The 26,379-nt window shown below is 63.5% G+C and carries 27 protein-coding genes and 3 tRNA genes; 22 read left to right on the top strand and 8 right to left on the bottom strand.

Annotated elements, in window-relative coordinates; all coding sequences use genetic code 11:
* The first annotated feature begins 14 nt into the window (after positions 1–14).
* Together fabF and ACHFB9_RS14405 are read left to right on the top strand one after the other, a co-directional pair.
* Entirely contained in the window at positions 15–1,253 is a 1,239-nt protein-coding gene (gene fabF, locus ACHFB9_RS14410) for a beta-ketoacyl-ACP synthase II (RefSeq protein WP_417068040.1), read from the top strand.
* A 206-nt stretch (positions 1,254–1,459) separates the two neighbouring features.
* The gene (locus ACHFB9_RS14405) at positions 1,460–1,909 is read left to right on the top strand and encodes a protein YgfX (protein WP_417068039.1); all 450 of its coding nucleotides are present in this window, start codon (positions 1,460–1,462) and stop codon (positions 1,907–1,909) included.
* Here ACHFB9_RS14405 and nadB read toward each other — a convergent pair.
* Positions 1,875–3,491 carry an L-aspartate oxidase gene (nadB, locus tag ACHFB9_RS14400; protein WP_417071397.1) on the bottom strand — a complete coding sequence of 539 codons (1,617 nt, stop codon included), beginning with the start codon at positions 3,489–3,491 and terminating at the stop codon, positions 1,875–1,877. The two genes, ACHFB9_RS14405 and nadB, sit on opposite strands and share 35 nt — an antisense overlap.
* A gap of 216 nt (positions 3,492–3,707) precedes the next feature.
* Here nadB and rpoE point away from each other — a divergent pair, with 216 nt between their 5' ends.
* The 18 genes from rpoE (at position 3,708) to ACHFB9_RS14310 (ending at position 17,018) form a co-directional block, all read left to right on the top strand.
* Positions 3,708–4,307 (top strand): RNA polymerase sigma factor RpoE, encoded by a 600-nt coding sequence (gene rpoE / locus ACHFB9_RS14395; protein ID WP_417068038.1) that lies wholly within the window; start codon positions 3,708–3,710, stop codon positions 4,305–4,307.
* 4 nt (positions 4,308–4,311) lie between these two features.
* On the top strand, positions 4,312–4,797 hold the full coding sequence (locus ACHFB9_RS14390) for a sigma-E factor negative regulatory protein (protein ID WP_417068037.1): 486 nt from the start codon (positions 4,312–4,314) through the stop codon (positions 4,795–4,797).
* Positions 4,794–5,252: a SoxR reducing system RseC family protein gene (locus ACHFB9_RS14385; RefSeq protein WP_417068036.1), complete on the top strand. Its 459-nt coding sequence runs from the start codon at positions 4,794–4,796 to the stop codon at positions 5,250–5,252. The genes ACHFB9_RS14390 and ACHFB9_RS14385 overlap by 4 nt, the downstream gene beginning before the upstream one ends.
* Positions 5,234–6,643 carry a DegQ family serine endoprotease gene (locus ACHFB9_RS14380; protein WP_417068034.1) on the top strand — a complete coding sequence of 470 codons (1,410 nt, stop codon included), beginning with the start codon at positions 5,234–5,236 and terminating at the stop codon, positions 6,641–6,643. Before ACHFB9_RS14385 ends, ACHFB9_RS14380 begins: the two co-directional genes overlap by 19 nt.
* A gap of 84 nt (positions 6,644–6,727) precedes the next feature.
* Positions 6,728–8,524, top strand: a complete 1,797-nt coding sequence (lepA, locus tag ACHFB9_RS14375) for a translation elongation factor 4 (RefSeq protein WP_417068032.1) — start codon at positions 6,728–6,730, stop codon at positions 8,522–8,524.
* Positions 8,525–8,557: 33 nt separating this feature from the next.
* On the top strand, positions 8,558–9,346 hold the full coding sequence (lepB, locus tag ACHFB9_RS14370) for a signal peptidase I (protein ID WP_417068031.1): 789 nt from the start codon (positions 8,558–8,560) through the stop codon (positions 9,344–9,346).
* A 13-nt stretch (positions 9,347–9,359) separates the two neighbouring features.
* Positions 9,360–9,731, top strand: coding sequence for a DUF4845 domain-containing protein (locus tag ACHFB9_RS14365; RefSeq protein ID WP_417068029.1), 372 nt, complete (start codon positions 9,360–9,362; stop codon positions 9,729–9,731).
* A gap of 6 nt (positions 9,732–9,737) precedes the next feature.
* Entirely contained in the window at positions 9,738–10,409 is a 672-nt protein-coding gene (gene rnc, locus ACHFB9_RS14360; protein WP_417068028.1) for a ribonuclease III, read from the top strand.
* Positions 10,406–11,314 carry a GTPase Era gene (gene era / locus ACHFB9_RS14355; RefSeq protein ID WP_417068026.1) on the top strand — a complete coding sequence of 303 codons (909 nt, stop codon included), beginning with the start codon at positions 10,406–10,408 and terminating at the stop codon, positions 11,312–11,314. Before rnc ends, era begins: the two co-directional genes overlap by 4 nt.
* A gap of 12 nt (positions 11,315–11,326) precedes the next feature.
* The gene (gene recO, locus ACHFB9_RS14350) at positions 11,327–12,040 is read left to right on the top strand and encodes a DNA repair protein RecO (RefSeq protein WP_417068024.1); all 714 of its coding nucleotides are present in this window, start codon (positions 11,327–11,329) and stop codon (positions 12,038–12,040) included.
* Complete coding sequence (locus ACHFB9_RS14345; RefSeq protein ID WP_417068023.1) at positions 12,037–12,804, top strand: pyridoxine 5'-phosphate synthase; 768 nt, start codon at positions 12,037–12,039, stop codon at positions 12,802–12,804. Before recO ends, ACHFB9_RS14345 begins: the two co-directional genes overlap by 4 nt.
* A complete protein-coding gene (gene acpS / locus ACHFB9_RS14340) occupies positions 12,801–13,193 on the top strand; it encodes a holo-ACP synthase (RefSeq protein ID WP_417068021.1) in 393 nt (130 codons plus the stop codon). The genes ACHFB9_RS14345 and acpS overlap by 4 nt, the downstream gene beginning before the upstream one ends.
* A gap of 5 nt (positions 13,194–13,198) precedes the next feature.
* Entirely contained in the window at positions 13,199–14,233 is a 1,035-nt protein-coding gene (nagZ, locus tag ACHFB9_RS14335) for a beta-N-acetylhexosaminidase (RefSeq protein WP_417068020.1), read from the top strand.
* Between the two features lie 5 nt (positions 14,234–14,238).
* Complete coding sequence (gene uvrC, locus ACHFB9_RS14330) at positions 14,239–16,041, top strand: excinuclease ABC subunit UvrC (protein WP_417068018.1); 1,803 nt, start codon at positions 14,239–14,241, stop codon at positions 16,039–16,041.
* Between the two features lie 54 nt (positions 16,042–16,095).
* Positions 16,096–16,671, top strand: coding sequence for a CDP-diacylglycerol--glycerol-3-phosphate 3-phosphatidyltransferase (gene pgsA, locus ACHFB9_RS14325; protein WP_417068017.1), 576 nt, complete (start codon positions 16,096–16,098; stop codon positions 16,669–16,671).
* A gap of 38 nt (positions 16,672–16,709) precedes the next feature.
* Positions 16,710–16,785 (top strand) — tRNA-Gly (locus tag ACHFB9_RS14320).
* 76 nt (positions 16,786–16,861) lie between these two features.
* Positions 16,862–16,935 (top strand) — tRNA-Cys (locus tag ACHFB9_RS14315).
* A 7-nt stretch (positions 16,936–16,942) separates the two neighbouring features.
* Positions 16,943–17,018: transfer RNA gene (locus ACHFB9_RS14310), tRNA-Gly, on the top strand.
* Positions 17,019–17,131: 113 nt separating this feature from the next.
* Here ACHFB9_RS14310 and minE read toward each other — a convergent pair.
* From minE to ACHFB9_RS14290, 4 genes are all read right to left on the bottom strand, one after another.
* Positions 17,132–17,404, bottom strand: coding sequence for a cell division topological specificity factor MinE (minE, locus tag ACHFB9_RS14305; protein WP_417068015.1), 273 nt, complete (start codon positions 17,402–17,404; stop codon positions 17,132–17,134).
* Between the two features lies 1 nt (position 17,405).
* Positions 17,406–18,221: a septum site-determining protein MinD gene (gene minD, locus ACHFB9_RS14300; protein WP_417071396.1), complete on the bottom strand. Its 816-nt coding sequence runs from the start codon at positions 18,219–18,221 to the stop codon at positions 17,406–17,408.
* Between the two features lie 32 nt (positions 18,222–18,253).
* Positions 18,254–19,024, bottom strand: a complete 771-nt coding sequence (gene minC / locus ACHFB9_RS14295; RefSeq protein WP_417068014.1) for a septum site-determining protein MinC — start codon at positions 19,022–19,024, stop codon at positions 18,254–18,256.
* Between the two features lie 82 nt (positions 19,025–19,106).
* Positions 19,107–19,958, bottom strand: a complete 852-nt coding sequence (locus tag ACHFB9_RS14290) for an Hsp33 family molecular chaperone HslO (RefSeq protein WP_417068013.1) — start codon at positions 19,956–19,958, stop codon at positions 19,107–19,109.
* Between the two features lie 464 nt (positions 19,959–20,422).
* On the opposite strand from ACHFB9_RS14290, the gene ACHFB9_RS14285 reads away from it, so the two are divergent.
* Positions 20,423–20,629 (top strand): cold-shock protein, encoded by a 207-nt coding sequence (locus ACHFB9_RS14285; protein WP_417068012.1) that lies wholly within the window; start codon positions 20,423–20,425, stop codon positions 20,627–20,629.
* A gap of 83 nt (positions 20,630–20,712) precedes the next feature.
* Here the strand turns inward: ACHFB9_RS14285 and ACHFB9_RS14280 are convergent, their stop codons facing one another.
* Positions 20,713–23,019 carry a Tex family protein gene (locus ACHFB9_RS14280; RefSeq protein ID WP_417068010.1) on the bottom strand — a complete coding sequence of 769 codons (2,307 nt, stop codon included), beginning with the start codon at positions 23,017–23,019 and terminating at the stop codon, positions 20,713–20,715.
* A 174-nt stretch (positions 23,020–23,193) separates the two neighbouring features.
* Here ACHFB9_RS14280 and ACHFB9_RS14275 point away from each other — a divergent pair, with 174 nt between their 5' ends.
* Positions 23,194–24,234, top strand: coding sequence for a hypothetical protein (locus ACHFB9_RS14275; RefSeq protein WP_417068009.1), 1,041 nt, complete (start codon positions 23,194–23,196; stop codon positions 24,232–24,234).
* Between the two features lie 32 nt (positions 24,235–24,266).
* On the opposite strand, the gene ACHFB9_RS14270 is transcribed toward ACHFB9_RS14275, so the two are convergent.
* Together ACHFB9_RS14270 and ACHFB9_RS14265 are read right to left on the bottom strand one after the other, a co-directional pair.
* Positions 24,267–25,931, bottom strand: coding sequence for a methyl-accepting chemotaxis protein (locus ACHFB9_RS14270; RefSeq protein WP_417068007.1), 1,665 nt, complete (start codon positions 25,929–25,931; stop codon positions 24,267–24,269).
* A 116-nt stretch (positions 25,932–26,047) separates the two neighbouring features.
* On the bottom strand, positions 26,048–26,299 hold the full coding sequence (locus tag ACHFB9_RS14265) for a glycine radical domain-containing protein (RefSeq protein ID WP_417068005.1): 252 nt from the start codon (positions 26,297–26,299) through the stop codon (positions 26,048–26,050).
* Positions 26,300–26,379 lie beyond the last annotated feature (80 nt).

Below are 26,379 nucleotides of genomic sequence, written 5' to 3'. Positions count from 1 at the left end.
TACCGGAGCGCACCTTGAGTCGTCGTAGAGTCGTCGTGACCGGATTGGGCATCATCAGCCCGGTCGGAAATACTGTCGCACAGGCGTGGGACAACATTCTCAATGGGCGCTCCGGCATCACCCGCATCACGCGTTTCGACGCTTCGGTGCTGACCGCCCAGATCGCCGGTGAGGTCAAGAATTTCGACGTGTCGGCCTATGTCTCCCCCAAGGAGGCAAGGCGTTACGACACCTTCATTCATTACGGACTGGCTGCCGCGATCGACGCGATCAAGGATGCCGGTTTCTCGGAAAACCCCGACAACGCCGAGCGTATCGGTGTCTGCATCGGCTCGGGCATTGGCGGACTGCCGATGATCGAAGCGACGCATGCCGCGACCAGCGAAGGTGGCGCGCGCAAGATCTCGCCCTTTTTCGTCCCCGGCTCGATCATCAACATGATCTCCGGTCTGCTGTCGATCCAGTACGGTCTGAAGGGGCCGAACTTCGCGACGGTCAGCGCTTGCGCGACCGGCAACCACGCGATCGGTGAGGCCCAGCGCCTGATCGAATACGGCGATGCCGACGTGATGATCGCCGGTGGGGCCGAATCGACGGTTTCGCTGCTCGGCGTCGGGGGGTTCTGTTCGATCCGGGCGCTGTCTACGCGCAACGACGATCCGGAAGGCGCCAGCCGTCCCTGGGACAAGGATCGCGACGGTTTCGTGCTCGGCGAAGGCGCTGGTGTGCTGGTGCTCGAAGAGTACGAACACGCGAAGGCGCGCGGTGCGAAGATCTACGCGGAGCTGGCCGGCTACGGCATGAGCGCCGATGCGCACCACGTCACCGCGCCCTGCGATGATGGCTCGGGCGCTTCGCGCAGCATGGCCAATGCGCTGCGCAATTCGCAGACCAACGCCGACGAGATCGACTATGTGAACGCGCACGGCACTTCGACCCCGCTGGGCGACAAGGCCGAGACGACGGCGCTCAAGCGCTGCTTCGGTGATCACGCTTACAAGTTCGTTGTGAACTCGACGAAGTCGATGACCGGGCACCTGCTCGGCGGTGCTGGCGGTATCGAGGCTGTGTTCACGACTCTGGCGATCCACAACCAGATCTCGCCGCCGACGATCAACCTGGTCGAAGCGGGCGAAGGCTGCGATCTGGACTACGTCCCGAACGTCGCCCGGCCGATGGCGATCCGCGCCGCAATGTCGAACTCCTTCGGCTTCGGCGGCACGAACGCAACGCTGGTTTTCCGCAAGATCTGAGTTCAGGCTCTCTCCAGAAGGCCCCGGTCGCTCTTCAAGAGCCCGGGGCTTTTTTGCATCAAAACCCTAGCCGCTGATTTCGCGGATCGGGATAGTGAAATCCGGCCCGTATCCTCGGCAACTTCGCGTGAATACGCACGTCTTGTCGGTTAGCTTGTCCGCATCCGCGCGATCGCAGCGGGACTTTCGACGTTTGGGGAGAGCTGATGGCTGAGGTTCTGGCGGTCCGCGCATCGCGCCGGCTGATTGCACTGCTGATCCTGCTGCACGGTGCCGCGCTGGCGATGATCGCGGTGCTGCTGGTCCTGCGGGTTCCGCTCTGGGGGCCGCTCGCCGGCCTTGCGCTGGTCGCGGCTTCGCTGATCCAGTCCTGGCGGCTGGTCCGGATCAAGGGGGAGTGGAGGCTCAAGCTGCCGGAATTCGGCGATCCGGTGCTGGTGCGCGGCGAGGATCAGCAGCTGCTGGAGATGCTCCCGGGCTGCGTCGATTTCGCCGGAATCTGGATCGTGCTGCGCTGGCGCGCTCTGGCGAGCGGCGAGAGCCAGTCGATCTGCCTGATGGCCGATTCGACCGACTCCACCTCCTGGCGCAGGCTCAGAATCTGGCTGCGCTGGCGCGCTTTCAGTCCTGATCGATCCAGGAGCGCAAGCCCTTAGGAAAGCCCGGATTCTTCAGGATCCCGGGTTTGGCGACCGGCAGGGTTTCCGGATAGTCGCGGCTGAAGTGCAGGCCCCGGCTCTCCTTGCGCGCCAGCGCGCCCTTGACGATCAGCTCGGCGCTGGTCACGAGGTTGCGCAATTCCAGCAGGTCGTTGCTGACCCGGAAGTTCGCATAGAACTCCTGGATCTCCTTCTTGAGCAGCGCGATCCGGTGTTTCGCGCGCTGCAGCCGCTTCGTAGTCCGGACGATGCCGACGTAGTCCCACATCGAGCGGCGCAATTCGTCCCAGTTGTGCGAGATCACGACCGCTTCATCCGAATCGGTGACCTTGCTGTCGTCCCACTCCGGCACGGCCTCGGGCATCGCGCGGCTGTGCGCGGCGATGTCGCGGGCCGCCGCGGCGCCGAACACGACGCATTCGAGCAGCGAGTTGCTGGCCAGCCGGTTCGCTCCGTGCAGACCGGTGCAGGCGGCCTCGCCAATCGTGTAGAGGCCGGGCAGATCGGTGCGCCCGCGCAGGTCGGTCAGCACGCCCCCGCAGGTGTAGTGGGCGGCAGGGACGACCGGGATCGGGTCGCGGGTGATGTCAATGCCGTAGCTGAGGCATTTGGCGTGGATGTTCGGGAAGTGGGAGAGGATGAAATCCGCCGGTTTGTGGCTGATGTCCAGATAGACGCAGTCCAGACCGTGCTTCTTCATCTCGTAGTCGATCGAACGGGCGACGATGTCGCGCGGAGCGAGTTCGGCGCGCTCGTCGTGCGCCGGCATGAAGCGGCTGCCATCGGGCAGGCGGAGCAGGCCGCCCTCGCCGCGCACCGCTTCAGAGATCAGGAAGGACTTCGCCTCGGGGTGGAAGAGGCAGGTCGGGTGGAACTGGATGAACTCCATGTTCGATGCCCGACAGCCCGCCCGCCAGGCCATCGCGATGCCGTCGCCGGTCGAAGTGTCCGGGTTGGTCGTGTACAGATAGACTTTTCCTGCGCCGCCGGTCGCGAGAACGGTGTTGCGGGCGAGAAAAGTGTCGACGTGATCGGCCTGGATATCGAGGATGTAGGCACCCAGGCAGCCCGCGTCGGGTCTGCCGCACTTGTGACCGGCGATCAGGTCGATCGCTGCGTGGTTTTCGAAGACGCGGATGTTCGGGTGTTCGCGGACTTTCTCGGTCAGCGTGCGCTGCACCGCGGCTCCGGTCGCGTCGGCGACGTGGGCGATGCGCCTGTGGCTGTGCCCGCCTTCGCGGGTCAGGTGCATGTGCAGCGGACCTTCCTCGGACGGCGTGAAGGGCACGCCCTGCTCGGCGAGCCAGTCGATCGCGGCGTGGCTGTGCTCGACGACGAAGCGGGTCGCCGCCGCATCGTTGAGGCCGGCGCCGGCGATCACGGTGTCCTGGATGTGGGCATCGACCGAATCGAGCGGGTCGACGACGGCGGCGATGCCGCCCTGGGCGCCCGAGCTGGCTCCGTCCTCGAGCAGGCGTTTGCTGATCAGCGCGACCGAATGCTGGTCGGCGAGGCGAAGGGCGAGGGATTGTCCGGCAAGACCACTGCCGATGATGAGAACGTCGAACTGGAACACGATCGTGCCACTTGTCGCGGGGAGATGGGCAAATATAGCACGCACGGCAGGGAAGGGTTTTCGCGCGGGCGCTTGCGCAACAGCGCGGATGTGCGCTGAACTTTTCATGCTGCCGGGTGTCTTTGCCGGCAGAGTTCGCGAAGGGAGGCGGGCGGGCTTCGGCTATACTGCCGAGCTGGCCCGACGGGGCGCAGCATCTGTCCAACTACCCGCAATTCCATGAGCGATCGCCAGATTGACCAGCAACTGGTCGAGCGTGTGCAGCGAGGTGACAAGCAGGCCTTCGGCCTTCTGGTCACCAAGTACCAGCGCAAGCTCTCCCGTCTGCTGTCGCGGATGATTCGAGACCCGGCCGAGGTCGAGGATGTCGTGCAGGAGGCTTTCATAAAAGCCTATCGTGCGCTTTCCTCGTTTCGCGGCGAGAGCGCGTTCTACACGTGGCTCTACCGGATCGGGATCAATACCGCAAAGAACTACCTCGTTTCCCTCGGGCGGCGGGCTTCCTCGCGTTCCGACATCCAGTCGGAGGACGCCGAAGGCTTTGAGGATGCCGAGCAGCTGAGGGATATCGACACGCCCGAGCGCCTGATGATGAGCCGTCAGGTCGTCGAAGCGGTCGACGAGGCGATGGAGCATCTGCCTGAAGAGTTGAGGATGGCGATTGTTTTGCGGGAGATCGAAGGCCTGAGTTACGAGGAAATCGCCGCGACGATGGGTTGCCCCATTGGCACCGTGCGCTCGCGGATCTTCCGTGCGCGCGATGCGATTTCCGAGCGCCTGAGACCGTTGCTGGATACGAGGCCGGACAAGAGGTGGTGAGCAAATGAAAGAGCAGATTTCGGCGTTGATCGACGGCGAGCTCGACGAGAGCGAGGCGCATCGAGTGTTCGACGCGCTGGATGGATCAGCAGCGCTGCGCGATGAGTGGCGCTGCTACAGCCTGATCGGCGACTGCCTCAGAGGTGAGGCGGCGGGGGCGGATCTGAGTTCCTCCGTGATGGCGCGCCTTCAGGACGAGCCGACCGTGTTGGCGCCGGCCGCGAAGCGACGCGGCCTCTCCTGGGCCCAGCGGCCCCTGGCGATGGCAGCTGCAGCGACGGCCGTGGCAATGGTCGCCTGGGCGGCCTTGCGCTCGCCCATGCCTTCTTCGGCGCCCGGCATCGCCAGCGCCCCGAACTCTGCGGTGCAGGCAGCCAGGGCTTCGTCTTCCCGGGTGGATAACCCGGCTTATCTGAGATCCCGCGACGGGGCGCAGTCGGCTCCGGGAGGCTATGTCCGCGCAGTGACCGAGCGGAGTGCGGGCAAGTGAAAACCTACCGGAAGGCGAGAGTCGTCAGCGTAGAGGGGGGCGAGGCGATTGTCGCGATCGACCCCCTGGTCGGTTGCGGCCATTGCCACGAACCGGGAGGTTGCGGTGGCGCAGCCGGCGACGGCTTGGGCTTACGCCGCACCGAGTTCCGCGCCCTCAATACCTTGGGCGCGCAGCCCGGGGACTGGGTCAGCGTTGCGGTCCCCGATCAGGGGCCGCGTCTGGCTGCGCTTCTGGCCTATGGCCTGCCCGCTCTCGGCTTGCTCGCTGGTGCCTCGCTCGCCAGCCTGGCCGGGCTCGGCGACGGCGGCGCGGCTTTGGCGGCCGTCTCGGTCGCGCTTGCTGCCTATGTTCTCGGTCGCGCTCTGGCCAGGCTGCCGGCGCTGCGCAGCGCGATGAAGGTCGAGGTTGTCGAAGCTTCGCTGAGTCAGAGCCGATGCGGAAGCTCGCTGTGATTCGCGTCTCCCGTTTCTGCCTGGCGCTGATGGTGCTGCTCTGGGTTTGCGCCGCTCAGGCGCGCGAGTACCCGGAGTTCGCCGATCTGGTTGAGCGCCTCGCGCCCGCGGTCGTCAATATCAGCGCGATTCCGCTGCCGCGCGCGAAGCGATCGGGCGATGCGGATTCGATGAACGAGTTCTTCCGCCGCTTCATGCCCAAGCATCAGCCCCCGCCGCGCGAAGAGGATGAGCTGTCGCTGGGTTCGGGCTTCATCGTCTCTCAGGACGGCTATATCCTGACCAATGCCCATGTGATCGAGGCGACCGATGAGATCACGGTCCGCCTCGTCGATAAGCGTGAATTTCGCGCCCGGCTGATCGGCATGGACAAGCGGACCGATATCGCAGTGCTGAAGATCGACGCGAACAATCTGCCCCGCGTGACGCTCGGCGACGTGAACCGGCTGCGCGTCGGCGACTGGGTCGTTGCGATCGGCTCCCCCTTCGGCTTTGATCACACGGTGACCGCCGGGATCGTCAGCGCCAAGGGGCGATCGCTGCCCGACGAGAACCTGGTGCCTTTCATTCAGACCGATGTTGCGATCAACCCGGGAAATTCGGGCGGTCCGCTCTTCAATCTGAAGGGCGAGGTCGTCGGTATCAATTCGCAGATCTACAGCGAAACGGGAGGCTTCATGGGCCTGTCGTTCGCGATTCCGATCGATGTCGCGATCGGTGTCCATAACCAGCTGCGCGCGACCGGAAAGGTCACGCGCGGGCGCATTGGCGTCGTGATCCAGGAAGTGACGCGCGATCTCGCCGACAGCTTCGGCCTGAAGGGGGCTCAGGGGGCTCTGGTCAGCGCACTCGAGAAGAACAGCCCCGCCGAGAAGGCCGGGATACGCGTCGGCGATGTGATCCTGCGCTTTGACGGCAGACCCATTCCATCCTCCTTCGATCTGCCGCGCATCGTCGGCAACGCGAAGCCGGGCGCCCGTTCGACCGTTCAGGTCTGGCAAAAAGGAGTGCTGCGCAATGTCGCGCTGATTGTTGCGGCGCTGCCTGACGACAATGACGCGCCCCGCAAACCGGCGCGACACATCGAAGCCGTCGGCGCGAACCGTTTCGGTCTGCTCCTCGCGCCTCTGTCGGGTGAGCAGAAGCGGCGCGCGAAGCTCGATGGCGGCATCGCGGTCAAGGATGCGCGCGGGCTTGCCGCCCGGGCGCAGCTGCGCGGTGGTGATGTGATCCTGTCGGGAACTCGGCGCGGGCAGGCGGTCGAATTCCGCTCGGTCGAGCAGTTCAACCGCTTTGCCAACCAGGTTCAGCGCGGCGAGAGCATTTCGCTGCTGGTCAAGCGTGGCTCTACCCAGAGTTTCGTCTCGCTGAGGATGCCGGTTCAGCCATAACGCAAGCGCGCCTCGGATATAATGAGGAACTGATCAACCGAAAGATTCTCAGGAAGGGTGCGGTAGCGCACCCTTTTTCATGGCATGCAGCTTATACGCAACTTCTCGATCATCGCCCACATCGACCACGGCAAAAGCACTCTGGCCGATCGCCTCATCCAGCGCTGCGGAGGTCTCTCCGATCGCGAGATGGAAGCCCAGGTTCTCGATTCGATGGACCTTGAGCGCGAGCGCGGGATCACGATCAAGGCGCAGACTGCGGCCTTGAGCTATCTCGCTCGCGATGGTCAGCGCTACAACCTGAACCTGATCGATACCCCGGGGCACGTCGACTTCTCCTATGAGGTCAGCCGTTCGTTGTCGGCCTGCGAAGGTGCGCTGCTGGTTGTCGATGCGTCGCAAGGCGTCGAGGCCCAGACCGTCGCGAACTGCTACACGGCGCTCGAATTGGGCGTCGAAGTGCTGCCCGTGCTCAACAAGATGGATTTGCCCTCGGCCGATCCGGACAACGCGCGCCAGGAGGTTGAAGACGTGATCGGCCTCGACGCGACCGAGGCGATCCCCTGTTCAGCCAAGACTGGTCTGGGTATCGACGACATCCTCGAACAGATCATCGCCAAGGTGCCGGCGCCGCAAGGCGATCCCGCTGCGCCGCTCAAGGCCTTGATCATCGACTCCTGGTTCGACAACTATGTCGGGGTCGTGATGCTGGTCCGCGTCGTCGATGGCGTGCTCAAGCCCAAGGACAAGATACTGTTCATGAGCACCGGGGCCCAGCACCTGTGCGAGCAGGTAGGCGTGTTCTCGCCGAAGTCGGTCTCCCGGCCTTCGCTCGAAGCGGGCGAAGTCGGCTTCGTGATCGCCGGCATCAAGGAGCTCGGCTCGGCCAAGGTCGGCGACACGATCACGCTGGTCACCCGGCCGGCGGATCAGGCTCTCGAAGGCTTCAAGGAGATCAAGCCCCAGGTTTTCGCCGGACTCTACCCGGTCGAAGCCAGCGAATACGATCAGCTGCGCGATTCGCTCGAAAAGCTCAAGCTCAACGATGCGTCGCTGCAGTACGAGCCGGAAGTCTCGCAGGCTCTGGGCTTCGGCTTCCGCTGCGGTTTCCTCGGTCTGCTGCACATGGAGATCGTCCAGGAGAGGCTGGAGCGCGAGTTCGACATGGAACTGATCACGACGGCGCCGACCGTCGTCTATGAGGTCGTGCTGAACAACGGCGACGTGATCAAGATCGAGAATCCGTCCAAGCTGCCCGATGTCGGCAAGATCGCCGAAATTCGCGAACCGATCATCACCGCGACGATCTTCGTGCCCCAGGACTACCTGGGCCCGGTCATCACGCTGTGCAACCAGAAGCGCGGCAACCAGGTCGACATGCACTACCACGGCCGTCAGGTCAAACTGGTCTATGACATGCCGATGGCCGAAGTCGTGATGGACTTCTTCGACAAGCTCAAGTCGGTTTCGCGCGGCTATGCCTCGCTCGATTATGACTTCAAGGAATACCGCGCCGCGGACATGGTCAAGCTCGATCTGCTGGTCTCCAGCGAGAAGGTTGATGCGCTGTCGGTGATCGTGCACCGGGCCAGCGCCCAGTACCGGGGGCGCGAGTTGGCGGCCAAGCTGCGCGAGCTGATTCCGCGCCAGATGTTCGACGTCGCGGTTCAGGCTGCGATCGGCTCGCACATCATCGCGCGCGAGACGATCAAGGCCTTGCGCAAGAACGTGCTCGCCAAGTGCTATGGCGGCGACATCACGCGCAAGAAGAAGCTGCTCGAGAAGCAGAAAGAAGGCAAGCGCCGGATGAAGCAGGTCGGCAACGTCGAGATTCCGCAAGAGGCCTTCCTGGCCGTGCTGCGCGTCGATGACAACAAATAAGCCGGTCCGTCCGGCTCAAAACAGGGAGTGATCGTGGATTTTGCACTGATTCTTTTCGTGCTTTCGCTGGTGACCGGGGTCTTGTGGGCGCTCGATCGTTTTGTGATGCGCAAACGTCGCACCGAAGGCAGCCCCGAGCCGGTCTGGGTCGAATGGGGGGCCGGTTTTTTCCCCATTCTGCTGGCGATCTTCCTGCTTCGCTCCTTCCTCGTCGAGCCCTTCCGGATTCCTTCCGGATCGATGATCCCGACCTTGCTGGTTGGCGATTTCATCCTCGTCAACAAGTACTCTTACGGGATCCGTCTGCCGGTTCTCGACAAGAAAATTATCGAAACCGGAAACCCCAAGCGTGGCGATGTCGTCGTATTCCGCTACCCGATGAATCCTTCCCAGGATTACATCAAGCGCGTAGTCGGTCTGCCCGGTGATACGGTCGAGTACATCAACAAGAAGATCAAGGTCAATGGCGTCGATATGACGACCCGCGAAGTCGCTCCTTATCTGAATGCTGAACGTCTGCAATATGCGCAGCAGTTCGTCGAGACGCTGGGTGGGGTCGAGCACCACATCCTCAATGACAGCGATGCCCCGGCTTTCGTTCAGCAGCCCCTCGCTTATCCCTACCGCGAGAACTGTGTCTATACTAGCGACGGCTTCCGCTGCAAGGTTCCCGCCGGGCATTACTTCATGATGGGTGATAACCGCGATCAGAGCGCCGATTCGCGGATCTGGGGCTTTGTTCCCGATGCCAACCTGAGGGGCCGGGCTTTCTTCATCTGGTTCAATTTCAGCGACCTGAAGAGAATTGGTCGTTTCCACTGATCCGAGGATTCCAATGGACAAGCGTCAGCGCGGTATTTCCCTGATTGGCACGCTCATCATCGCGGTTCTGGTGATCGGATCGATCATCCTCGGGATGCGCACCGTTCCCGTGTATAACGAGTATTTCTCGGTCAAGAAGGCCTTGGTCTCGGTCGTTTCCAGCGGCGACGCCCAGTCGCCCGAAGGTCTGCGCAGCGCCTTCCAGCGCCGTGCCGACGTCGAAGATATCGATTCGGTGAAGGCCGCGGATCTCGAGATCTCCAAGGATGGCAATCGCTTTGTCGTCGCTGCGCAGTGGGAAAGGCGTGTCCCGCTTGTCGCAAATGTCGCGCTGGTTTTTTCTTTTTCTGCGAGCAGCTCGGGCGATAGTGCTGCCGCCAATTGAGTGATCATGAATCGAGACGCCATCCAGCATGCGCTAGGCCATCATTTTGGCGATCAGCACCTGCTTGAACAGGCCCTGACTCACCGCAGTTTCGGCATTCCCCACAACGAGCGGCTGGAATTCATCGGCGATGGCCTGCTCAATTGCGTGATCGCGCTGGCCCTGTATCAGCGCTTTCCCGAACTCGACGAGGGCTCGCTCTCCCGCCTGAGAGCCGGCCTCGTCAAGCAGGAGAGCCTGCATCAACTGGCGCTGAAGCTCGATGTCGGGCAGGCTTTGCGTCTGGGCGAAGGCGAATTGCGCAGTGGCGGCCACCGTCGCCCTTCCATTCTCGCTGATGCGATGGAAGCGCTGTTCGGTGCGACCTATCTCGACGCGGGCTTTACCGTCGTGCAGGGGGTGATTACCCGCCTGTATACGGAGATGATCGCCGCGATCGATCCCAAACATGCTGGCAAGGATCCGAAGACTTCGCTTCAGGAATGGCTGCAAGGCCATCATCAGGCGCTGCCCCATTACGAGATGCTCAACATCCGCGGCGAGGCCCATGCCCAGGAGTTCGAGGTCGTCTGCCGCTTGGTCGATCTCGGGTTTGAAACCACGGGGCTTGGCCCCAGCCGCAGGGCTGCGGAACAACAGGCCGCGCGTGGTGCGCTGGACCGGATAGAGGCTTTATGACAGAAATTTCCCAAGCGGCCGGAAGCGGCTTTCATTGCGGCTTTGTCGCGATCGTCGGTCGTCCCAACGTCGGGAAGTCGACGCTGCTGAACCGCTTGATCGGGCAGAAGATCAGCATCGTCTCGCGCAAGGCGCAGACGACGCGCCACCGCGTGACCGGTGTGCTGACCGAGGACGATCACCAGTTCGTGTTCGTCGACACGCCGGGTTTCCAGACCAAGCACGTCAGCGCGATGAACCGCGCGATGAACCGTAGCGTGACCCACGCGTTGAACGATGTCGATGTGATCCTGTTCGTGATCGAGGTCGATCGCTTCGGGCCGGCCGACCGCGAGGTGATGCGGGTTCTTCCTGAGTCGGTTCCGGTCGTTCTGGTCATCAACAAGGTCGACTGGCTCGCCGACAAGGGCAGGCTTCTGCCCTTTATCGCCACCGTCGCGAAAGAGCGTGAATTCGCCGCGATCATCCCGGTTTCGGCCGAAAAGGGCGCGAACTGCGATGAGCTTTTGAAAGCCTGTACGCCGATGTTGCCGGAGCAGGATGCGATTTTCGGACCCGACGACATCACCGATCGCAGCGAGCGTTTCCTCGCCGCCGAGTTCATCCGCGAGAAGCTCTTCCGTCTGCTCGGCGAGGAGCTGCCCTACGGACTCGCGGTCGAGGTCGAGAAGTTCGAACTCGACGGACCGGTCCGGCGCATCTTCGCCGCGATCATCGTCGATCGGGCCAGCCACAAGGCGATGGTGATCGGCAAGCAGGGTGCCAAGCTCAAGCGCATCGGCACGGATGCCCGGATCGAGCTCGAAAAGCTGTTCGGCGGTCCGGTCTATCTCGAGCTCTGGGTCAAGGTGAAGGGCGGTTGGGCGGACGACGAACGCGCGCTCAAGAGCCTGGGCTTCGAATAAGCGTCGTCCTCGATGGCGGCGGGCCGCATCGCTCAGCAGGATTCCTTCCTGCTGCACGCACATCCCTGGCGGGAGACGAGCCTGGTGCTCGACCTCTTCTCGCGCGAGCACGGGCGGGTAGCGCTGGTCGCCAAGGGTGCGCGGAGGCCGACCTCGCAGTGGCGGGGCGTGCTGATGGCGTTTCAGCCGCTCTGGGCCTCGTGGTCCGGGCGAGCTGAAGTCAAGACCCTGACCGACGTCGAGTGGCAGGGTGGGCAAGCCCTGCTGACCGGTTCCGCGCTGCTCTGCGGCTACTACGCGAACGAGCTGCTGACCCGCTTGCTGCCCCGCGAAGATGCCCACCCCGGGCTTTTCGATGCCTATCGTGCCCTGCTCACCGCGCTCGCGGCCGGCGAACGCCAGGATCCCGCACTGAGAGGTTTCGAACTCGCGCTGCTCGCCGAACTCGGCTATGCGCCGAGCTTCGATGAGGATCTCGATGGCGATGCTGTGCAGCCCGACGGCCGCTACGTCTTTATAATCGAACAAGGGCCGGCCAAGGCCGAAGGGTTTGGCGATCTCGCCAGCCTGGATGGACAGACTCTGCTCGACCTTGCCCGCAAAGATCTTTCCCGGCCCGCAACGCTGGCCCAGGCCAAAGGCCTGATGCGCAGGCTGATCGCCCACCTGATGGGGGGGCTGCCGCTGGAATCCCGGCGGATCTTCATGGAGTTACAGGAACTGTGATAGAACTTGGCGTCAATATCGACCATGTCGCGACGATCCGTCAGGCCCGCCGTACTTATGAACCCGATCCGGTCTGGGCGGCTGTCGAAGCCCATCTGGGCGGAGCGGATGGGATTACCGTGCATCTGCGCGAAGATCGCCGCCATATCCAGGACGAAGACGTACAGCGCCTGCGCGGCCTGACCCACGTCAAGCTGAACCTGGAGATGGCGCCGACGCCCGAGATGGTCGAGATTGCGTGCCGGCTCAAGCCGCAGATGGCGATGCTGGTGCCCGAAGGGCGGCTCGAGATCACGACCGAGGGCGGGCTGGACATCGTGGCCGGTGAGGCGAAGATCCGTGCCGCGGTCGAGCGTCTCGCCGAAGCCGGAATCCAGAGCAGCGTGTTCATCGACGCCGATCTGGCCCAGGTCGAAGCAGCCGCGCGCGTCGGCGCCCGGGTCTGCGAGATCCACACTGGCCCCTACGCCGAAGCCTTTCACGAGAAGGGCCGCGATGCGCGCAGCCCTGCCGTGCTCGCCGAGATCGAAAAAGTGCGTGCCGCCGGTGCCGCGATCGTCGATCTCGGAATGCGCTTCAATGCCGGTCATGCGCTGAACTACTTCAACGTCCAGCCGATCGCTGCGCTCGACGGTATCCGTGAGCTGCACATCGGTCACGCGATCATCAGCCGTGCCGTCTTCGTCGGCCTGCGCGAGGCGGTTGCCGAAATGAAGAGGCTGATGCGCGAAGCCGCGGCGGCCCCTCATCTGGCGGCGCGGTGATCGTCGGCATCGGCACGGACATCGTCAGCATCGAGCGGATCCGCAAGTCGCTGGAGCGACACGGCGAAGCCTTCGCCGAGCGCATCCTGACGGACTCCGAACTCGTCGAGTTCCGTGCTGTCCATGACGGTGCGCGCCTGTTGGCCAAACGCTTTGCCGCGAAGGAGGCCTTTGCGAAGGCCTTCGGAACAGGATTGCGCGCGCCGGTCGGCTTTCATACGGTCGGCGTGACGCACGACGAACTGGGCAAGCCACTCTTCGCGCTCTCCGCGGAACTCGGCGAGATCCTTTCCCGGCGCGGTTGGCGCGCCCATCTGTCGATCAGCGACGAAAAGGAGGCCGTCGTCGCCTTTGCGCTGATCGACGGCTCCGACAACCTCAATCCCTGAAGACCATGAACCAAGTCAATCTGCCTCTGGGCCCGGTGATCTGCGATGTGGCCGGCTATGTGCTGACTGATGCCGAGCGCGAACGCCTTCGCCATCCGCTGGTCGGCGGCGTGATCCTGTTCGCGCGCAACTATCGCGATCCCGAACAGCTCGCCGCGCTGACCGCCGAGATCCACGCGCTGCGCACGCCGGCCTTGATCATCTCGGTCGATCACGAGGGAGGGAGGGTGCAGCGTTTTCGCTGCGGCTTCACCCGCCTGCCCGCGATGAGGGCTCTGGGCGAGCTCTGGCTCAAGGACCGGGACGAAGCCTTGGCTAGTGCGCGCGACACCGGTTTCGTGCTTGCCGCCGAGCTCGCCGAGCGCGGAGTCGATCTGAGCTTCACGCCGGTTCTGGATCTGGACTGCGGGCGCAGCGAAGTGATCGGCGACCGCGCTTTCTCGGGCGATCCCGAGGTCGTCGCGATTCTCGCCGAGGCGCTCAGCGAAGGCCTCAACGAGGCCGGCATGGGCTCGGTCGGCAAGCATTTTCCGGGGCACGGCTGGGCCGAGGCCGATTCCCATGTCGCGATCCCGAAAGACGAGCGCGATTTCGCAGCGATCTGGGCGAGGGACATCCTTCCCTATCGCGACGGAGTCGGCGCGCACCTGGCTGGCGTGATGCCGGCTCATGTGATCTACCCTCTGGTCGATCCTAACCCGGCCGGTTTCTCGCCGTTCTGGATCCAGGACGTGTTGCGCCAACGCGTCGGTTTCAACGGCGTCGTGTTCTCGGACGATCTGACGATGGAAGGCGCGACGGTCGTCGGCGACATCGTTGCGCGCGCCCGCGCGGCCCATGAAGCTGGCTGCGACATGGTTCTGGTCTGCAACCGGCCGGATCTTGCCGACGAGTTGCTCGCGCGCTGGAAACCCGAGCTTGCCGCCGAATCGCTGGCGAGAATCGCCGCACTGCAGCCGCGTCGCGTGCCGGCCGTCCCTGTGGAAAGACTCGAAGCGGCGCGCGCGAGTGTTGCGCGCTTGATCGCTTCCGACGCCTGAACTCCATGGCCTTCGACGCAAAGGAGTTTCTGCGCAATCTCAGCGAGGCCCCCGGCGTCTACCGGATGATCGGCGCTGACGAGGAAGTGCTCTACGTCGGCAAGGCCAAGAACCTGAAGCGCCGCGTTTCGAGCTATTTCCTGAGGACCGTGTCGAGCCCGCGGATCGCACTGATGGTCTCGCGGATAGAGCGGGTCGACACGACCGTCGTGCGCTCCGAGACCGAAGCGCTGATCCTCGAAAACAACCTGATCAAGACCCTGAAGCCGCGCTACAACATCCTGTTCCGCGACGACAAGTCCTACCCCTACATCCTGCTCTCGGGCGACGCGTTTCCGCGCATCGCCTACTACCGGGGGGCGCTGGACAAGGGAACGCGCTATTTCGGGCCCTTCCCGAGCAGCGGCGCGGCGCGCGAGAGCATGACGCTGCTGCAGCGGATGTTCCGGCTGCGCACCTGCGAGAACAGCGTTTTCGCGAACCGCTCGCGGCCCTGCCTGCTGCACCAGATCAAGCGCTGCTCGGCGCCCTGCGTCGGCCTGATCGATGCCGAGAACTACGCGCGCGACGTCAGGGTCGCAACGCTCTTCCTCGACGGCCGGCACTCCGAGGTCACCGACCAGCTCTCCGCGCGGATGCAGGGCGCGGCAGAGCGCTTCGCCTTTGAAGAGGCGGCCATCTATCGCGATCAGATCCGCGCGCTGCAGACCGTGCTGCACAAGCAGTTCGTCGACTCCGGCCGCGACGAGGATGTCGATGTTCTCGTCGCACAGGAGATCGGCGGTGTGATCTGCGTGAACCTCGCGATGGTCAGGGGAGGGCGGCACCTCGGCGACCGGCCCCAGTTCCCTCAAGCGGGAGACGGCGCTTTGGCGGCCGATGCGCTGGTCGCCTTCGTCGAACAGCACTACCAGGATCACCCTCTGCCCGCCCGGCTGGTCGTCGTCGGCGCGCAGCCCGACGATGTCCGGGCCGCGCTCGCCGAAGCGCTTGAGCTCGATGCCGGAGTCGTCGCGCCGCGTTCGGCGACCGAGAAGGCCTGGGCCGAGATGGCCGGCGAGAACGCGAAGATCGCAATCGAGAACCGTCTTCGCGAAGCCGGAAGGGTCAGCGACCAGCTCGATGCGCTGTGCGCGGCGATGGGCCTCGCCGAGCCGCCGCGGCGCATCGAATGCTTCGACATCAGCCACACGATGGGCGAAGCGACTGTTGCCTCCTGTGTGGTCTGGGAAGACGGCGGGATGAAGAAGTCCGAATACCGCCGCTTCAATATTGCCGGCATCGAACCGGGGGATGACTATGGCGCGATGCGCCAGGCTCTGGCCCGCCGCTATGGCAAAGTCGCGGCCGGGGAGGGCGTGCGGCCCGACCTGATCCTGATCGATGGAGGCAAGGGCCAGGTCGGCGTTGCCTGGTCTGTGCTCGAAGAGCTGGGGCTCACCAGCATAGCGATGGTCGGCGTCGCAAAAGGCGTCGAGCGCAAGGCGGGGATGGAACAGCTGATCTGGCCGGATGAGCGCGAGCCTCTGGCCCTGGGCGGCGAGCACGCCGGCCTGCATCTGATCCAGACCGTCCGTGACGAAGCTCACCGCTTTGCGATCACCGGAATGCGCGCCCGGCGCGCCAAGGCGAGAATCGGTTCGCGCCTCGACGAGATCCCCGGCATCGGGCCGATCCGGCGAAAAAAGTTGATCGAGACCTTTGGCGGTCTGGCCGGAGTCAAGGAAGCTACGGTCGAAGATTTGTGTCGGACCGGCGGGATCAACCGGAAACTGGCCGAAGAGATTTACAATGCCTTGCATGGCTGAGCGCGAGCGCCCGGCCGCCCCTTTTACTCTTTGAACAGGCTCGGTGCTTGCCCGATGCGGCTGAATATTCCCAACACCCTCACCTGGGCGCGGATCATCCTGATCCCGCTGTTCGTCGGCGTCTTCTACCTGCCGGGGAGCTGGCTCGCTCCTGCGCAGCAGAACCTGATCGGCTGTGTCTTCTTCGTCGTCGCCGCGGTCACCGACTGGTTCGACGGCTATCTGGCGCGAAAGCTCGGACAGACATCGGCTTTTGGGGCCTTCCTCGACCCTGTTGCCGACAAGCTGATGGTTTCTGCCGCGCTGGTCATGCTGGTCAGGCTGGGACGCGTCGATGCGCTGATCGCCTTCATCATCATCGGCCGCGAGATCACGATCTCGGCGCTGCGCGAGTGGATGGCCCAGATCGGCGCGGCGAGGAGCGTCGCGGTTTCCTTCGTCGGCAAGCTCAAGACGACGGCGCAGATGGTCGCGATTCCGGTTCTGCTCTACCACGATCCGATCATGGGGGTTTCCCTGCCCACGATCGGCACGCCGCTGCTCTGGGCTGCCGCGGTTCTGACCCTGTGGTCCATGGGCTATTACCTGAGGCGGGCGGCTCAGGCGGTCGAAGATACGAACAGGGGTTGACAGTTTCTGTAATGGGACTATAATCAGCCTTCTTCGATGCGGGAGTAGCTCAGTTGGTAGAGCGCAACCTTGCCAAGGTTGAGGTCGCGAGTTCGAGACTCGTCTCCCGCTCCAGAGAATTCTGGGGAAAGTTAAGTGCTTTTTCCTCTAGTTGGAATGCGAACAAGTAACGCGAACTCGTTTGCATGATGGCGCGATAGCAAATCGGTTATGCAGTGGATTGCAAATCCATCTAGGTCGGTTCGACTCCGGCTCGCGCCTCCAGATTACCGCGGGAGTAGCTCAGTTGGTAGAGCGCAACCTTGCCAAGGTTGAGGTCGCGAGTTCGAGACTCGTCTCCCGCTCCAAATGCAAAAGGGAAGGCTGAATCAGCCTTCCCTTTTTTGCGTCCACGTCGCCGGGGTGCAGATGACCGACGAAAAAAAACCGCCAGAGCGAGCACTCTGGCGGTTTTTCGATTTCAGCGCGCCGCGCCGAATTCCGGCAGCACGATATTGACCTTCAGCGCTTCGTAGTTGTCCTGCTTTTCGAGCTGAACCGAGATGTCCTCGGGGTTGATCTGGACATACTTCGAGATTACCGCGATCAGGTCTTTCTGCAGCGCGGGCAGAAAGTCGGGAGATGGAGCGCTGTCGTCCGAGCGCTGGCGCGCGATGACGACGGTCAGGCGCTCCCGGGCGAGATCGGCGGACTTGGGCTTCTTGTTGCCAAAGAGATCGGTAATCCAGGACATGTCAGGCTCCTCCGAAGATGCGCTTGAGCAGGCCCGGTTTTTCGTAGGCGATGAAGCGCAGCTCACGTTCCTCGCCGAGGAAGCGTGAAACGATGTCCTGATAAGCGTCGGCGACTTCGCTGTCCTTCATGTGGATGGCCGGGAGGCCCTGGTTCGAAGCCTGCAGCACGACTTCGGATTCCGGGACGACGCCCAGCAGCGGCACCCTGAGCAGCTCCTGGATATCCTTGAACGACAGCATCTCGCCCTCTTCGACCCGCTTGGCCGAATAACGCGTCACGACGAGGTGTTCCTTGACCGCTTCGCGGCCTTCCTTCGCGCGGCGGCTCTTGCTCTGCAGGATGCCGAGGATGCGGTCGGAGTCGCGGATCGACGAGACTTCGGGGTTCGTGACGACCAGCGCTTCGTCGGCGAAGGTCAGCGCCATCACCGCACCGTGCTCGATGCCGGCGGGCGAGTCGCAGACCGCGTATTCGAAGCCCATCTTGCCCAGCTCGTCGAGCACTCGCTCGACGCCTTCCTCGGTCAGCGCGTCCTTGTCGCGAGTCTGCGAGGCGGGCAGGATGAACAGGTTTTCGCACTGCTTGTCCTTGATCATCGCCTGGTGAAGATTCGCTTCGCCGTGGATCACGTTGATCAGGTCATAGACGACGCGCCGTTCGCAACCCATGATCAGGTCGAGGTTGCGCAGGCCGACGTCGAAGTCGATCACGGCGGTCTTGTGACCGCGCAGTGCGAGGCCGGCCGACACGGAGGCCGAGGTGGTGGTCTTGCCCACCCCCCCCTTGCCGGAGGTCACCACGATTACTTTCACAATTTGTTCCTTCCGATTCGTGTTTCGGTTCAGATTCAGGCCAGCGCCAGAGGCGCGATATTCAGTTGTGCGGTCTCGCCGTTGCCGGTGAGACGGATGTCTGCTGCTTTTCCTGCCACTTCCTCGGGCAGGCCCCGTTCGAAAGTCCGGAAAACTCCGGCGATCGAAACGAGTTCGGCGCCCAGCGAAGTGGTGATGATGCGCGCGCTCATGTCCCCCTGGGCGCCGGCGATCGCGCGGCCGCGCAGAGGGCCGTAGCAGTGGATGCTGCCATCGGCGATGACTTCGGCGCCGTTGCTGACCCCGCCGAGCAGGATCAGGTCTCCGCCGCGCGCATAGACCTGCTGTCCTGAGCGCAGCGGGCGGTCGACAATCAGAGAAGGCGATCCAGCTTGCTGAACCGGGGCTTCGGGCTGGATTTTAGCGGGGGCCGCGGCCGGCGCCGGAGCCGAGGCCTGCTGCGGAGCTTTCTGAATCTTGTCGAGGATGGCCAGACCCGCTTTGCGCGCCGAATCGGCGTACTGCGGGGGCAGGCTGGTGACGGCAACGGGCTGGAGCCGGTAGCGCCTGAGCAGACTGGTCAAGCCCGCCCAGTCTATCCGTTCAGGCTGATCCTCGAGCTGAGCGAAGTCCAGCACGGCCGGTTCGCCCGAAAAGAAGTCAGGCATGCCGCCGAGCTGGGTGTGCATCGCATCGGCGAGCTTCATCGCGTTGGCATCGCGGATCAGCGCTGTCGTTGCCGTCAGGGATCCGCCGCGGAACTCGATCGCCTTGGACGCGGAGCGGTTGGCCTTCATCGTTGTCATCTATGCATCAAAAGTTGCAAGTCTATCGGCCGGAGCTAGCTGCCACAAGGCAAGAACCATTCCCTGGGCCAGATTCGGGAGTTCAGTGCAGTGAGCGCGTGAGCTCGTCGAACAGTGCGGCGATCTCTGCGGCGTCGAACACGTACTCGTGATTGGACAGATCGTCGCGAACCCGAACCTCGCCGTGCTCGCTGAGAATGGACTCGAGTTCGGCGCGGCCCAATGCGCGTAGGTTTGCGCCCACCTTCTCGCGGTCGGGCGGGAAGTCGTGCGTGACGGTGCGCGGTTCGAAGACGCGAATCGTCTCCTCGCTGAACAGGCGCTTCAGAACGTCGAGCGGTTCGAGTCCGAGCAGCTCATCGCGCTTGACGGTGCGGGCGAGCTGGGTGACCCGGTTCCAGCCATCCTCATCGAGCTTGTCCGCGTCGGGCAGCTTCTGCAGGAAGAGACCTGCGGCATGCTCGCCGTCAGCGGCCAGGATCAGTGCCGCGGGAGTCTGTTCGGATTGAACTAGGTAATTTTCGAAGATCGCGGCGATCGTCTCACCCGAGAGCGGAACATGGCTCTGGTAAGGCTGGCGGACGCCCTCGGTGTCGAGCGAGAGCAGCAGCGTACCGCCACCGAGCAGATCGGCTGCGCTCTGTCCGGTGATCACGCTCTCACTTTTCGCATAGCCGCGCAGGTTCAGAGCTTCGGAGCAGTCGACGACCAGCAGCGAAACCGGGCCTTCGCTCTTGAGTTGCAGCGTGATCCGTCCCGGCGTCTTCAGGTTCGCGGCAACGATGGTCGTGACAGCGCTGAGCTCGCCGAGCAGCGCGAGAACCGCGGGGGGGTAGTTGCGGTCCTTGATGATTGCGGTCCAGCTGCTGTCGAGGCGGACGAGGGCGCCGCGGATGTCGAGTTCCTCGAACAGAAAGCGCTGAATTTCATCCATAGGAAAGAGCCTCGCAAAGGGAATGGTTATTTAATCTCGCGTTATGAAACGCAGGGTCACTATTTGAAATAGCGCTGCGTCCAGCCGTATTGTCCATCAATTCAACATCGGGCTTGTCGGCATAAGCAGCAGAAAGGCCTTTTCGCCTGCCATGAAGCGGATTATCGCTCAATCGGGCAGGGGCGCAGCCGGGGGGCGCCAGGGGGCAAAAGCCTTATGAGCGTGAAATATTCACGATTCCGAAGCGGGAGGCCGAAAAAAAGCGCAAAAAACAGGGCTAGAAGTGCTTGTGCGGAGGCAAACTCCAACGCATAATCCAGCTCGCAAGATTTTCAAGTCGTCGTACTGCGCGTTACCCGGCTGGCCCTACCCGGGCCGGTTGCCAAGTTCGTCAGCTCTGCCTCCTTGAAATCTGCAAAGGGCATGGCCCATCATTAAAAACCGTTTTTTTAGGAATGCACTAAATGGCAACCGGTACCGTCAAGTGGTTCAATGACTCCAAGGGCTTCGGCTTCATCACTCCGGACGGCGGTGGCGACGATCTGTTCGCTCACTTCTCCGCGATTCAGTCCAAGGGTTTCCGTACTCTGGCCGAAAACCAGCGCGTGACTTTCGACATCGTCGAAGGCCCGAAGGGCAAGCAAGCCGCCAACATCCGCCCCGCGGAATAAGCAGCTCTCGCTTTGCGACGAACAGCCCGGCTTGCCGGGCTGTTTGCTTTTCGGAAGGGCGGCGCAGCGATGCGCCGCCTTTTTTATTTCCTGGCGCGCGCGAAAGCTTCGGCGAACGCTCCGGAGGGTTGGGGTTTTTCGCGGCGTGGCATGGCGGAGCGGGCAGGGGCCGGACGATCGGCCTTGGTGGTGCGCTGAACATCGTCGGTGAGGCGCATTGAAAGCGCGATGCGCTTGCGCGCCGCATCGACTTCGATCACCTTGACCCGGACGATGTCGCCGGCCTTGACGATCTCGCGCGGATCCTTGACGAAACGGTTCGCGAGCGCCGAGACATGGACCAGCCCGTCCTGGTGCACGCCGATATCGACGAAGGCGCCGAAGTTGGTCACGTTGGTGACCGTGCCTTCGAGCAGCATTCCGGGGGTGAGGTCCTTGATCGCTTCGACGCCCTCCTTGAGTTTCGCGGTCCGAAATTCAGGACGCGGGTCGCGGCCCGGTTTGTCCAGTTCGCGCAGGATGTCCTGAACGGTCGGCAGGCCGAAACGCTGATCGGTGTAGCGCTCGGCGTGCAGAGTCTTGAGCTGCGCCGAGTCGCCGAGCAGTTCGCGGACATCGCGCTTGATGTCGGCGAGGATGCGTTCGACGACCGGATAGGCTTCGGGGTGGACCGCCGAGCGGTCGAGCGGGTTGTCACCGTTCATCACGCGCAGAAAACCCGCGCATTGCTCGAAGGTCTTGTCGCCGAGGCGGGGGACCTTCTTCAGTTTGGCGCGGTTGGCGAAAGCGCCGTTCTCGTCGCGATAGGCAACGATGTTTTGGGAAAGCGTCGCATTGAGCCCCGAGATCCGGGAGAGCAGTGCGGCAGAGGCGGTATTGACGTCCACGCCGACCGCATTGACGCAGTCCTCGACGACCGCGTCGAGCGCGCGGGCGAGCCGGCTCTGGTTCAGATCGTGCTGATACTGGCCGACGCCGATCGACTTCGGTTCGATCTTGACCAGTTCGGCGAGCGGATCCTGCAGCCTGCGCGCGATCGACACCGCGCCGCGCAGGCTCACGTCGAGCGCCGGGAACTCGCGCGCGGCCAGTTCCGACGCCGAATAGACCGAAGCGCCGGCCTCCGAGACGACGACTTTCGTGATGGCGCGGCCGCTGAGCCGTTTGATCAGCTCGCCGGCCAGCTTGTCGGTCTCGCGGCTGGCCGTGCCGTTGCCGACCGCAATCAATTCGACCGGGTGACGCGTTGCCAGCGCTTCCAGCGTCGCGAGTGCGCCTTCCCAGTCGCGGCGCGGCTCGTGCGGATAGACCGTAGCGGTATCGAGAAGCTTGCCGGTCGCGTCGACGACGGCGACCTTGACGCCGGTCCGTATCCCCGGATCCAGCCCCATCGTCGCGCGCGGGCCGGCAGGAGCTGCGAGCAGCAGATCCTTCAGGTTGTGGGCGAAGACCCGGATCGCTTCCTCCTCGGCCTTCTCGCGCAGCTGGCCCAGCAGGTCGAGTTCGAGGTGGAGCGAGAGCTTGACGCTCCAGGTCCAGCGCGCGGTCTCGATGAGCCAGCGATCGGCGGGGCGGCCCTGGTCGCGGATCCCGGCGTGGCTGATGATGCGCTGCTCGCAAGGATTCGGCTCGGCGGAGCGGGAGCCGTCCTCGGGATCGCTGTCCAGCGCGAGTTTGATCCTCAACACATCCTCGTTGCGGCCGCGGAACAAGGCCAGCGCGCGGTGGGACGGGATCGCGGAAAGCGCTTCCCGGTAGTCGAAATAGTCGCGGAATTTCGCCGCGTCGGCATCCCCCTCCTTGCCCTCGACGATCTTCGCGCTGAGCACGCCGTGTTCGCTGACATAGTCGCGCAGCGTACCGACCAGGGCCGCGTTTTCGGCGAAGCGCTCCATTAGGATCTGGCGTGCGCCGTCGAGCGCGGCCTTTGCGTCATTGATGCCGGCCTCGGGGTTCAGGTAGGCGGAGGCGGTCTCCGCCGGATCGAGGGTCGGATCGCCGAGCAGCGCGTCGGCCAAGGGCTCGAGGCCTGCCTCGCGGGCGATCTGGGCCTTGGTGCGGCGCTTCTGCTTGTAGGGGAGATAGAGGTCTTCAAGGCGCTGCTTGGTTTCGGCGTTCTCGAACAGCGTTTTCAGTTCGGCCGTCAGCTTGCCCTGTTCCTCTACGCTGGCGATCACCGCAGTGCGCCGTTCTTCGAGCTCGCGCAGATAGCCGAGGCGTTCTTCGAGCGTGCGCAGCTGGGTGTCGTCGAGTTCTCCGGTCGCCTCCTTGCGGTAGCGGGCAATGAAGGGCACGGTGGCGCCAGAGTCGAGCAGTTCGACGGCGGCCTTGACCTGACGGGGCTGAACCCCGAGTTCCTGGGCGATGCGGTTTTCGATCGGGGCGAGCATGAGGGGTGCGTGCAGAAGCGAAGGCGCGGACTATGCAGCATGCGCGCATGCTCTTCAAGTCGGGCGCCATGATTCTTCTTGTCACAAAACGGTTTTTTCCGGCAGGGGCGCGCCCGGCGGATCGGGGTAAAATCCTCCTCCTCCCGGGCCGGTGCCCGATACCGGAATGAACGAATGAACGATTCCAGAACACGCATGACTTCGCGCCTGCTCGCGGGCCTTGCGGTGCTCCTTGCCGCCTGGGTTCTGCCGGTGCCGGCCTTCGCCGCTCATCACGCCAAGGCTTCGGCCGCTTCAGCGAGCAAGGCGGGGAAGCATCAGGCAAAGGCTCCTGCGGCAAAGAAAGGCAAGGCTGCGAAAGCGGGCAAGGCCGATTCGTCCGAGCAGGTCTGCACCCACAAAGGCAAAGGTGCTCACAAGAAGACCGTCTGCCGTCCGGCCGGGAAGTCGGACGATTCGCGCAGCGATGCGCCGGCGAAGAGCGAGAAAGTCTGCACCCGCCAGGGCAAGGGTCGGCACGCGAAGACCGTCTGCAAGAGGGGCGGCAAGGGCGACAGCGCGGACTCGGCGAAGTCTGAACGGGGCCGGACCGAGAAGGTCTGTACCAGCAAGGGCAAAGGGCGACACAAGAAGACTGTCTGCAAGGACGTCGAGAAGAGCGGGGGCGCTGAGTCGGCGAAGTCCGAGCGGGTCCGGACCGAGAAGGTCTGCACCAGCAAAGGTAAAGGCAGGCACAAGAAGACCGTCTGCAAGACCGTCGAGAAGGCGGTTGCCGGAACGGGCGATAAAGCCGAGAGGGCCGAGACCGGCAAGACCTGTTCGGCGACCGTTATCCGTCATGGCCGCAGGATTCGCGTCAGGAAACCCTGCGCAAGTGCGCCGAGCGAGCCTTTGTTGACGAACAGTCCGATCAAGGAAGGCGCTCTCGATCAGGGGGCCAAGCCGGCTGCGCCGAGCGCACCGGTCAAGGCACGCACCGCGCCGATCCGGGCCTATGCGGTCGATGGCAGCACTTTCTTCCACAACGGGCGCAAGTACCGGGTCGAAGGGCTGACTCCGGAGGCGGGCGAGCACGCAACCCAGCGCCTGCAGCAGATCCTCGACTCCGGTCCGGTAACGGTCGAGGCGACCAGCGCCGATGAGAACGGGGCGACGCGTGCCCAGGTCCGCGTCGGCGGTCGCAACGTCGTCGATCTGCTCAAGCAGAAACCCTGAGGAAAAGGGCGCCTTCGGGCGCCCTTTTCCGTTCAGACCTTGAAGTGGTTCACTTCCTCGCGCAGCGCTGCGGCGAGTGCGTCGAGTTCCTGGGCCACATGAGTCGTTTCCTCGGCGACTCCGCTGTTGTCTTCGCTCATGTTCGCGACAGTCTCGACTTGACGGGCGATGTCCTGGGCCACCGCACTCTGCTCGGCGAGCGCCGCCGAGATCTCATTGACGGCTCGCGTGACATCGGAGGCCGAGCTGCGGATTTCGGCCATCCGCGTCGAGGCCTGGGCCGAGAATTCCTTGCCGCGGGAGACCTGGTCGGCGACCGAATTCATGCCGGAGACCGCATTCTTCGTCGAGGAGTGCATTGCGACGACCATCTGTGCGATCTCCTCTGTCGCGCGGCTGGTCCGCTCGGCGAGCTTGCGGACTTCGTCGGCGACGACCGCGAAGCCCCGCCCCTGTTCTCCGGCGCGGGCCGCTTCGATCGCTGCGTTCAGCGCGAGCAGGTTGGTCTGATCGGCGACTTCACGGATCACCTGCATGATCGCCGAGATCCGCTCCGATTGGCTGCCCAGCTCGTCGATCGCCGTGCCCGCGGTCTTGACGGTAGATCCGATCTGATCCATCTCGGCGTCGGTGCCCGAGATGATCTCTGCTCCCGAGTCTGCTGCTGATCCGGCCTGTTCGGCGCGGTGCAGCGCGTCGCGGGTCGAATCGGTGATGTGGCTGACCGAGACGGTCATCTGCTCGATCGCGGCTGCCATCGCGGAGGCCGATTCGCTCTGCCGGTTCGACGCGTCCGAGACCTGGCTGGAGGCTTGCGAAGCCTTGTGGGCGGCGCTGGAAATACGTTCGGCATTGTCGAGGACTCCGCGCAGCGAGCTCTGGATCTGCTCGATCAGCTGGTTGAAGGCCCGCGCGGTCTGGCCCGCTTCGTCGCGGCTCTTCACGTCGGCGCGCAGTCTGAAGTCGTTGTTTTCGGCGACCGTGACGATGGTCTTGCGCATCGCTTCGAGCGGTTTGACGATGCTGCGCATGATCAGCAGCCCCAAGGCGATCAGGACGAGGGTGGCGACCGCGAAGATCGACGACATGAAGCCCTTGGCGGTGCGGTGGGCGGCGGCGCCGGTCTGCCGTGCGGCGAGGCTGTCGCGGACGTTGATCTCGACGAGCTTGCCGAGGTTGCGCTCGACCGCGTACTGGGCGTCCTTCCAGTCGGTGATCGACAGGTAGTACTGCTCGAAGATTCCGGCTTGCTTGTCGAACTCGCTGTTCTCGCCGAGCGTTGCGATGACCGCGTTGAGTTTGGTGTCGAATTCGCGCCAGCGCTTCAAGGCCGGCTGTACCGTATTCCAGGCTTTTTCCTCGTCGGCGGAGTGCGATCCGGCTGCGTAATCCTTCAGGGCCTTGTCGAAGAGCGCGGCCGCCTTTTTCTTGCGCTCGAGGATGTCCTTGAAGTGCGAGTTTGCGTACTGCTCTTTCTCCCAGGTCGCCGCTTCGAGCGTGTAGGCGTAGAGCGCGTATTGCTGGGCGCGGATCTCGGACAGCGCGGACACCGCGGGAAGTTTGTTGTCGCCGATGTCGCTGAGGGCTGATCCGACCCGGCCTATGCCGACCCAGCCTCCCAGGCCGACCAGCAGAAGCGCTGCCAGTGAAAATGCGACCAACAGGGTCAGGCGGATCCTGACACTCAGATTGTTCATGCTTTGTCTCCTTCCATTTTTTTGTGTGTTCCCTTTTTTGGGGGATCAAGAAAGAGTAACGGCACCGGAAGGTCGGACTTGACCCACGGTGCCGCTGGACGGAGACAGAAAAAAACTCAGTGACTGTGGAAGGTCCGGTTGATCACATCGAGCTGTTGTTCGCGGGTCAGTTTCGTGAAATTGACTGCGTAGCCCGAAACGCGAATCGTCAGCTGCGGGTACTTTTCCGGGTGATCCATCGCGTCGAGCAGCGTGTCGCGGTTGAGCACGTTGACGTTCACGTGGAAGCCTTCGCTGCCAAAGTAGGCGTCAAGCATTCCTGCCAGTTTGTCGACTTGTTCGGTGGTGGCCATGGTGAGTCCTTTCATGAATATCGCTTTGTGAAACGGCGCGTCGCAATGCGAAAGCTAGCGGAGGCGACGCGAGTTCGAGTTGAGACGAATCAAAA

This window comes from Niveibacterium terrae, from assembly GCF_048213115.1.
Taxonomy (GTDB): Bacteria; Pseudomonadota; Gammaproteobacteria; order Burkholderiales; family Rhodocyclaceae; genus Niveibacterium; species Niveibacterium terrae.
The sequence above is the reverse complement of the archived record's forward strand: the minus strand, read 5'-3'. Positions and strand labels throughout refer to the sequence as shown.